Annotated in this window: 6 protein-coding genes and 1 pseudogene; 5 read left to right on the top strand and 2 right to left on the bottom strand. The window is 69.3% G+C overall.

The window, feature by feature from the left end; translation table 11 throughout:
- Nucleotides 1-467: 467 nt before the first annotated feature.
- The 5 genes and pseudogenes from AB0H42_RS27120 to AB0H42_RS27100 form a co-directional block, all read left to right on the top strand.
- A complete protein-coding gene (locus tag AB0H42_RS27120; RefSeq protein ID WP_357060911.1) occupies nt 468-851 on the top strand; it encodes a DUF3499 domain-containing protein in 384 nt (127 codons plus the stop codon).
- A 78-nt stretch (nt 852-929) separates the two neighbouring features.
- A complete protein-coding gene (locus tag AB0H42_RS27115) occupies nt 930-2,306 on the top strand; it encodes a phosphomannomutase/phosphoglucomutase (protein WP_357060884.1) in 1,377 nt (458 codons plus the stop codon).
- A 114-nt stretch (nt 2,307-2,420) separates the two neighbouring features.
- Complete coding sequence (locus tag AB0H42_RS27110; protein ID WP_357060881.1) at nt 2,421-3,617, top strand: tobH protein; 1,197 nt, start codon at nt 2,421-2,423, stop codon at nt 3,615-3,617.
- A complete protein-coding gene (manA, locus tag AB0H42_RS27105) occupies nt 3,617-4,831 on the top strand; it encodes a mannose-6-phosphate isomerase, class I (RefSeq protein ID WP_357060879.1) in 1,215 nt (404 codons plus the stop codon). Before AB0H42_RS27110 ends, manA begins: the two co-directional genes overlap by 1 nt.
- 567 nt (nt 4,832-5,398) lie before the next feature.
- Nucleotides 5,399-5,608, top strand: a pseudogene (locus AB0H42_RS27100) (cation transporter); the annotation flags it as partial.
- Here AB0H42_RS27100 and AB0H42_RS27095 read toward each other — a convergent pair.
- On the bottom strand, nt 5,605-7,077 hold the full coding sequence (locus AB0H42_RS27095; RefSeq protein ID WP_357060876.1) for an NAD(P)/FAD-dependent oxidoreductase: 1,473 nt from the start codon (nt 7,075-7,077) through the stop codon (nt 5,605-5,607). The pseudogene AB0H42_RS27100 and the gene AB0H42_RS27095 sit on opposite strands and share 4 nt — an antisense overlap.
- A gap of 197 nt (nt 7,078-7,274) precedes the next feature.
- Nucleotides 7,275-8,579: a cytochrome P450 gene (locus AB0H42_RS27090; protein ID WP_357060874.1), complete on the bottom strand. Its 1,305-nt coding sequence runs from the start codon at nt 8,577-8,579 to the stop codon at nt 7,275-7,277.
- Nucleotides 8,580-8,761: the final 182 nt, after the last annotated feature.

Below are 8,761 nucleotides of genomic sequence, written 5' to 3'. Positions count from 1 at the left end.
GCCTCGGGACTCGAGCCTTCGGCTCATGCGCTTTCGAGGCCGAAACGGCGAGACGGGCCTCAACCCTTCGAGGTGTCTCGTAAAACTCGACGCATGCGGGTTGCGTCGGCATTCGATGTTCGGATCCCATGCCGACTCGATCGCCCGGGCGCCTGGCGTCTGATCGTTTTCAGGAACACCAGCACCCTCTCGATGCCGAGTCTTACGAGACCCTGAAAGGGTCGAGGCCCGTCCCGCCCTTAGCCGAAGGTGCTCAATGGTTGCATTCTTCGGGTGGCCCACCGCACATTGCATGCGCCGCAGGCGCGAGTCCCGAGGCCTGAACGGCGGGACCGAGGGGGCCTCGACCCTGCGGCGCCGGAGGCGCCGCCAATAGACACGAATCACACTGCGACGCGCCGTATGCGAGCAGATCCGTGAGCGTGTCTACCCCACTCGCGTCGGTGCGGCGGGTTACGCTCATCGGCGTGATCTCCATGCGTCGTTGCTGCCGACCCGGCTGCAAGAATCCGGCCGTCGCGACGCTCACCTATGTCTACTCGGACTCCACCGCGGTGGTGGGCCCGCTGGCGACGGTGGCCGAACCTCATTCCTGGGACCTCTGCGCAACCCACGCCTCCCGGATCACCGCCCCCAAGGGCTGGGATATGGTCCGGCACGAAGGCGGCTTCTCCACCAGCCCCGACGACGACGATCTGACCGCGCTCGCCGAGGCCGTTCGCGAGGCCGGGCTACGCCGCCGCCCGCCGGAACCCGATCAGCGCGGCTACCGCGACCACAACCCACCGCCCCGGCCCACCCGCACCGGTCGCCGCGGCCATCTCCGGGTACTCCCCGATCCTCCCGGCTGAACTGTGCTTATTTGCGGCGCCTCCGGCGCCGCGGGGTCGAGGCCGACGAAGTCGGCGCCGAAAAGTAGGGTAGTCGCCATGACAGTCGCCCGCCCTGCCGAGTCCGTGAACGCGGTGATCAAGGCCTACGACATTCGCGGTGTGGTCTCCGACCAGCTCGACGCCGATTTCGTCCGGGACACCGGTGCCGCGTTCGCCCGGTTGATGCGAGGTGAGCAGGCACGGCGCGTTGTCGTCGGCCACGATATGCGCGCCTCGTCTCCCGAGCTGGTGGCGGCTTTCGCCGAGGGCGTGCGCGCGCAGGGACTGGATGTGGTCCACATCGGGCTCGCATCCACCGATGAGCTGTACTTCGCCTCCGGCCGGCTCGACTGCCCGGGCGCCATGTTCACCGCCAGCCACAATCCGGCCCGCTACAACGGCATCAAGCTCTGCCGTCCGCGAGCGCTACCGGTCGGTCAGGACACCGGTCTGGCGGCCATCGCCCAGGAGCTGGTGACAGGGGTGCCGGGTTACGACGGCGAGCCCGGTACCGCCACCGAGGTCGATCTGCTCGAGGATTACGCCGCCTTCCTGCGCGACCTGGTGGATCTGGGCGGTATCCGGCCGCTGACCGTGGCGGTGGACGCCGGAAACGGGATGGGCGGGCATACCGTCCCCGCGGTCTTCGGCGCGCTGCCGCAGGTCACGGTCGTACCGCTGTACTTCGAGCTGGACGGCAGCTTCCCCAACCACGAGGCCAACCCGCTCGATCCGAAGAATTTGGTGGATCTGCAGGCGCTGGTCCGTGACTCGGGGGCCGATATCGGCCTGGCCTTCGACGGCGACGCCGACCGCTGTTTCGTGGTCGACGAACAGGGGGAGCCCGTCTCGCCGTCGGCCATCACGGCGCTGGTCGCCGAACGGGAGCTCGCCAAGGAGCCCGGGGCCACCATCATCCACAATCTGATCACTTCCCGGTCGGTACCGGAGCTGGTGACCGAACTGGGCGGTAACCCGGTGCGGTCGCGGGTGGGTCATTCGTTCATCAAGCAATTGATGGCAAGTTCCGGCGCCGTCTTCGGCGGGGAGCACTCCGCGCACTACTATTTCCGGGACTTCTGGGGCGCCGATTCCGGCATGCTGGCCGCTCTGCACGTACTCGCGGCCCTGGGCGAGGACAAGCGGCCCGTTTCGGAACTGATGTCCTCCTACACCGCCTACGCCGCCTCCGGCGAGATCAACTCGACCGTCGACGACGCGGCCGCGCGGACCGGCGCCGTGCTCGACGCGTTCGGCGGACGCGCGGTCTCGGTAGACCGACTCGACGGCGTCACCGTGCAACTACCGGACCATGCCTGGTTCAACCTGCGCGCTTCCAATACCGAACCGCTGCTACGACTCAACGTCGAAGCCAGGTCCCAGGAGGAAGTAGACGCACTCGTGACCGAGATCCTGCGCATCGTCCGCGCCTGACTGGAATAGTGGAAATACACACCGTGGATTCGCCCGTTCCAGACCCGGTGTCCACAACGCGGGCGGTCGCGGCCGAGACCGACAACAGCGCGATGAGGGGAGGTGCCACGCCCGATGATCGCTGATACCCCGGTACTCGATCTGGACGATGCCGCAATGCTCGAAGCCGCCGATACCGGCGGCGCCCTCCGTTCGGCTGCGTCCGGTGGCGCCCAGGTGCGTGCCACCGCGGCAGCCGTGGCAGAAGGCGCACTCGCCCGGCTCGATGGTTTGCGCCCGCGAAGTCTGCTGCTGGTCTCCGGCACCGGGCGGGCCGCCCGGGCCGCCGCGCTGCTCGTCGCGGCGCTCGGTGACCGGGCCGGTCTGCCGCTGGTCCAGGTCACCACCGTGCCCTCCTGGGCCGGTCCGCTGGACGTGGTGCTGGTGGCCGGTGACGACGCCGGCGATCCACGGCTCATCGATGCGGTCGACCGCGCGCTGCGCCGCGGCGCGGAGGTGGTCGTGGCGGCACCGGACGAAGGTCCGTTGCGGGCCGCCGCGGCCGGGCGGGCCGCGCTGCTCGCACCCCGCATTCCGGTACTCGACGAGAACCGGCTGCTGCGCTACCTCGGCATCGGCATCGCGGTGCTGCGGACCATCGACGGGCACCGCAGCGCCACCTTCCTGCCCGAACTGGCCGAACTGGCCGATGTCCTCGACACCGAGGCCCTGCGCGACGGCCCGCAGCACGAGGTCTTCCATAATCCCGCCAAGAATCTGGCCGCGCGGACCCAGCAGCGCGGACTCATCCTCGCCGGTGACACCGAGGCCACCACCGGGCTGGCGGTGCACGCGGCCGAGGTGCTGCTGCAATCGGCGGGCCGCACCGCGACCGCGGTGGACCTCGCCGTCGCCGTGACAGCGCTACCCCGCCTGGTGAATGCCGCCACCGCGGCCGCGCCGGACTACGATCCGCTATTCCACGACGAGCAACTCGACGGCCCGCCGCCGGTGGAGAAGAAGCGAATCTTCGTGTGCAGTACCGACTCCGATCTCGTCGCGGCGCGCCGCCGGATCGCGGTATTCGGTGGGGCGGGCGGCGGCACCGTGGACGCCGACCTGGTCACCGCGGAGCTCGAAGCGATCCCCGTCGATCCCGCCCGCGCCGGATCGACGGAACCCCCACCGGCGCCCGCCCCGATCGGCGGTGAACTGGAACGTCTCGCGGTGCTCGCGCTGCGCTGGGAGATGGCGGCGGCCTATCTGCGGCTCATCGGTGGCCGGGCGATCGCGGCGAGCGATCCGGACAGCTACGACGGGGGACACTACTAGTGCACGAACTAGTGGGTGCACTGCGCTCGTACGCCTGGGGCTCACGCACCGCGCTCGCCGAACTGTGCGGACGCCAGGTCCCGTCGGCACATCCGGAAGCGGAATTGTGGTTCGGTGCCCATCCCGCCGATCCCGCCCACCTGCGCACCGACAACGGCACCCGGTCGTTGCTGGAGGTGGTGTCGGAGAACCCCGGCGAGGAACTCGGCCCGGCCGCCGGGCGGTTCGGTGACCGGCTGCCGTTCCTGCTGAAGATCCTGGCCGCCGAGGAACCGCTGTCGCTGCAGGCCCATCCGAGCGCGGAACAGGCACGGTCCGGTTTCGCCCGGGAGAACCGCACCCGGGTGCCGCTCGATTCCCCGATGCGCAACTACCGCGACGACAGCCACAAACCCGAACTGGTGGTCGCGCTGGAGAGGTTCGAGGCACTCGCCGGTTTCCGTGACCCGCTGCGCACCGTGGACCTGTTCCGGGCGCTGGATGTCGCCGAACTCGCCCAGTACGCCGACCTGCTTGCCGCGCAACCCGATTCCGACGGCCTGCGAACCCTGTTCACCAGCTGGATCACCCTCCCGCCGACCGCACTGGACACCCTGCTGCCGACCGTGCTGGACGGCTGCGTGCGGTATCTGTCCGGTTCCGAACGCGAATTCGCCGCCGAAGCCCGCACCACCCTGGAACTGGCCGAAGCCTATCCCGGTGACGCCGGTGTACTGGCCGCGATGCTGCTGAACCGGATCACCCTGCAACCCGGTCAGGGCCTGTTCCTCGCCGCCGGGAATCTGCACGCCTACCTGCACGGTGTGGCCGTGGAGATTATGGCCAACTCCGACAACGTGCTGCGCGGCGGTCTCACGCCCAAACACGTTGATGTCCCGGAACTGCTGAAAGTGCTGGATTTCGAACCGATCGACCTGCCCTTGGTCCTCCCCCGGCCCGCCGGCGACGGTTCCGTCCGCTACCCCACCCCCGCTCCCGAATTCGCGCTGCGCCGCTTCGACCTCACCGCCGGATCCGCCCTGGTACCCCTGACCGACGCGGGCCCGGGCATCGTGCTCTGCACCTCCGGTTCGGCCCGTTTACTCGACGGCGATTCGAAGGTCACGCTGACCCGCGGCTCGGCCGCGTGGATTTCGGCGACGGACAAGGACATCCGCGCCCAGGCCACGGGCGAACCCGCCACGCTGTTCTGCGCCTGCGTCGGCGCTGCGTGAATCAGGGGAGCCGGTCCACCGGGTAAGGCACGTCCGGGCGACGGAATGGGTGCCGAAGTTTTCGCGGCGGGGGTTTGCCTCGCGCGCTGCTCGAGCGTTGCCGAGATGATCGGTGGCAGGCCGGCCGGTGAAGGTCGGAGATGGGCTTACCCGTGAAGGTGAGAGGCAGGCCGATACAAGAAGGCAAGTTGTGGGCTCGCTCGTGAAGGTGCTGTGTTTTTTGGCGGCGCCTGCGGCGCCGCGGGGTTGAGGCCCCTTTGTCTCGCCGTTTCGGCCTCGAGACTCGAGCCTTCGGCTCCTGCGATGTGCGGTGGGCCCTCCATAGAGTGCGACCTTTGAGCACCTTCGGCCAAGGGGCGAGACGGGCCTCAACCCTTTGAGGTGTCTCGCAACACTCGATACATGCGGGTTGCGTCGGCATTCGATGTCCGGATCGGACGCCAACTCGACCGTCCGGCCGGCCTGGCATCTGATCGCCTTTACGAATACATGGACCCTCTCGGTGCCGAGTCTTACGAGGCCCTGAAAGGCCGGGCGATTCGCGAGAACCTGGTGGACGGGACCACGATCGACCGCCTGATCCATATCAAGACCCAGTATCTGGGCCCGAAGGAGCTGCTGGTGGCGGCGAAGGTCGCGGTGACGCCGGGGCTGGATATCTCCCAGATCGCGGCGGGTATCGATGCGGCAGAGAACCGGGTGCGGGCAGCGGTCCCGGCCGCGCGGATCATCTATCTGGAACCGGACCTGTATCGCGAGACCACACCCGAGGCCTAGGGCGCCGGGTCCGGTGCGGTGTCCGCGGTGAGCAGCCGGTAGGGGTCGGCACGGTTGCCGAAGACCGTGCGCAGTGCGTGCCGGGCGGCGTGTACACCGCTCATTCCGTGGACGCCGCCGCCGGGCGGGGTGGCCGAGGAACACAGGTAGATGCCGGGCAGTCCGGTGCTGTACGGATTCCAGCGCGGTACCGGACGGAAAACGGTCTGCGCGAGGGTCATCGCTCCCGCGTTGATATCGCCGCCGACATAGTTGGCGTTGTAGGCGGGCATTTCGGCGGCCGTCCGGACATGTTTCGCGAGGACCAGATCGCGGAAGCCGGGGGCGAATCGTTCGATCTGGTCGGCGACGAGTTCGCTGACGTCCCGGTCGGAGCCGTGCGGCACGTGGGCGTAGGCGTAGAGAGTGTGCTGTCCGGCGGGGGCCCGGGTCGGGTCGACCACGCCGGGCTGGATGACCAGGGTGAAAGGGCGGTCGGTGTGGATTCCGGCGGCTACCGCGTGTTCGGCGACCATCGCTTCGGCCCGGCTGCCGACCAGGTGCAGGGTGCCGGCTTCGGCGCATCCGGGTGCCTGCCACGGCACCGGCCCCGAGAGCGCGAAATCCACTTTGCAGGAGCCGCCGCCGTAGCGGTAGCGGTCGAGCCGGCGGCGATATCCGGTGGGGAGGCGGTCGCCGGCGATCCGGACCAGTTCGGCCGGCGCGATATCGCAGAGGATCGCGCGAGCGGCCGGGAATTCCGCCAAGGAGTCCACCCGATGTCCGGTGTGCAGCCGCCCGCCGCGCCGGCGCAGGTCGGCGGCCAGCGCGTCCATGATCGCCTGGCTACCACCTCGCGGCACGGGCCAGCCGACCGCGTGGGCGAGGGTGGCCAGCAGGAGGGCGGCGCCCACGGCGGGGAGCTGCCGGGGCGGGATGATGACGTGTTCGGCGACCCCGGTGAACAACGCGGGCGCGACCCCGTCACGGAAACGGGTGTTCCACAGTGGGGAGCCCTGTTCGAGCATGCGCAAACCGAACCGGATGGTGGCGACACTGAACGGAATGTGCCGCATATCCGACATCGCCGTGCGTACGACATGCTGCCAGTCCCGGACCAGCGGGCCGAACAACGAGCGCCAGGCCTTACCGTCGGCCCCCAGTTCGTCGGCCGTCCGATCCAGGTCCCGCCACGCGATCCCGGCGGTGCCGCCGTCCAGTGGATGGGCGTAGGAGGCCGCCGGGGTGAGCAGTTCGACCCCGTGCGCGGCGAGATCGAACGCCTGGAAGAAGGGGGAGGCCAGGGCCATGGGATGGGCGCCCGCACATTCGTCGTGCCGGAACCCTGGCAGGGTTGTTTCCGCGGTCCGGCAACCGCCGCCCAGGGTATCCGCGGCCTCGTACACCTCGACCTCGAGGCCCGCGGCGGCCATGGTCACCGCCGCCGCGAGGCCGTTGGGGCCGGAACCTACCACTACGACATCCGCCATCCCCCGATTCTGCCTTCTCGGATGGTTCAGGGTCGGACAGCCACCGCGTCCACCTCGAACAGCATTGTCGGTAGCGCGAGGGCCGCGACGCCGATCAGCGTCTGGACCGGTGGCCGATCACCCCAGATCTCGCGGTGTGGTGACTGTCGACAGTGATCCGACGATTCGCGCGCCGACTGTGACATCACCACCGCGGATCAGGCGATGGGCTGCCCGGCCCGGGCGCGGGGACCGGTGTGGACCGGCAGGGTCTCGTAGCCGTGCAGGGTGTACAGCTGCCGCCGCCGCGGCGTACCGCCGAGCCGGAGGTCGGGGAACTGTTCGAAGAGAGCGCGCAACGCGTGGGCCGCCTCCATCCGGGCGAGGCCGGCGCCGAGACAGGCGTGGATACCGCTGCTGAAGCCGAGGTGTTCCCTGGCGTTGGGGCGCGTGATGTCGAAGCGGGCCGGGTCGGGGAACATCGCCGGATCGCGATTGGCGCCGGCCAGCGACAGCACCAGGGTCGCGCCCTTGCGCAACCGGCGGCCCGCGATGTCCACATCGGTGTGCGCCAGCCGCGCGGTGGTCTGCACCGGGGGATCGAAACGCAGGATCTCCTCCACCGCGCCGGGCCACAGCTCCGGCTCGGCCCGGAGGCGGGCGAGCTGCTCGGGATGTTCGAGCAGCAGCACAATGCCCTTGGAGATGAGATTGACCGTGGTCTCGAAACCCGCGCCCATCAGCAGGGTCGCCGACGCGCAGAGTTCATAGGAAGACAGTTCTCCCTTGCGGACCAGGCTGCTGAGGATATCGTCGCCGGGTTCGGCGCGCAGCCGGTCGATATGGTCGAGCAGATAGTCCTGTACCGCTTCCGACGAGCGCATTGCGCGGTCGTGGGCGCGCCAGGAGATACCGATATCCAGCAGCGGGCTGATGGCATCACCCCAGCTCAAGAACATCCGCCGATCGCGATCGGGAAACCCGAGCATCTCGGAGATGATGGCGATCGGCACCTGCGACGCGAACTGGCCGACCAGGTCGGCGGGAGCGTCCTCGGGCAGGGCGGCGAGCAGTTCGTCGGTGACCGTGACGACCCGGTCCCGCAGGCGGCCGATGGCCCGCGGGGTGAAGGCCGCCGCGACCGGTTTGCGCATCCGGGTGTGTTCGGGCTGGTCGATCATCAGCATGGAGGGCGGATCGACGGGATTGGCCGGGATCGGGCGCCGCGCCAGGGCACGGCGGGCGAACCCGGGCAGACGGACGAGCGCGGGCATGCCCACCCCGAAGCGGTTGTCCCGTAATACTTCCCGGACCACCGCGTGATCCATGGTGATCCAGAGGGGCCCGGCACGGTGTATGCCGCCCTCCCCGCGTAGTTCCTCGAGTAACGGGTACGGGTTCGTGATCCCTTCGGGTCCGCCGTTGAGGCGGGCGAACAGATCCCCCCGGCGCAGCTGCGCCTTCTTCGCGACGCGGATCAGCCCGTGCTGATTCACCCAGCGGAACACGTATTCCGGTTTCATCCCACCCACTCCTGTCGTACGACGACTTCCCGGTGCCTCGCCCGCCCGACGGCCCGGGCGGCGGACAGGTGGCAGCCGGCCGACGGGTCGCGTGCGATGTCCACCGGCACCGGAGGACCACCGCTACGAACGGTACGGACCGCGCGGTGGCCGGGGAACCTGCCGGAGTCGGAAACTCCGGC

The sequence above is a fragment of the Nocardia sp. NPDC050799 genome (assembly GCF_040654015.1).
Lineage (GTDB): Bacteria > Actinomycetota > Actinomycetes > Mycobacteriales > Mycobacteriaceae > Nocardia.
Note: the sequence above shows the minus strand (reverse complement) of the source record. Positions and strands in the feature narration are given on the sequence as shown.